The organism is Serratia sp. Sp408 (assembly GCF_057180665.1).
In genome coordinates this window covers 1-383 of sequence record NZ_JBXUFT010000029.1, presented here as the reverse complement: position 1 = coordinate 383, position 383 = coordinate 1, and the positions used below count along the sequence as shown (strand labels likewise).

At 68.1% G+C, this 383-nt stretch carries 1 pseudogene; it reads left to right on the top strand.

Going from position 1 to position 383, the window contains the following annotated elements:
* A pseudogene (locus tag AC2AXP_RS22690) lies at nt 1–383 on the top strand (Hsp70 family protein); the annotation flags it as partial.

The window sequence follows — 383 nt, the reverse complement described above, 5'->3', positions numbered from 1 at the left end:
GCTCTACGAAGCCGCCGAGAAGGCGAAGATCGAGCTCTCCTCGACGATGACGACGCAGATCAACCTGCCGTTCGTCACCGCCACTGCCGAGGGCCCGACGCACCTCGACCTGCAGCTCACCCGCGCGAAGTTCGGTGAGATCACCGCCGACCTGATCGAGCGGACGGTCGGCCCGACGAAGGCCGCGCTCGCCGACGCGGGGCTCGATGCCTCGAAGATCGAGCACGTCGTGCTCGTCGGCGGCATGACCCGCATGCCTGCCGTCCAGTAGAAGGTCAAGGAGCTGCTCGGCAAGGACCCGCACAAGGGCGTCAACCCGGACGAGGTCGTCGCCATCGGCGCGGCCATCCAGGCCGGGGTGCTCAAGGGCGAGGTCAAGGACG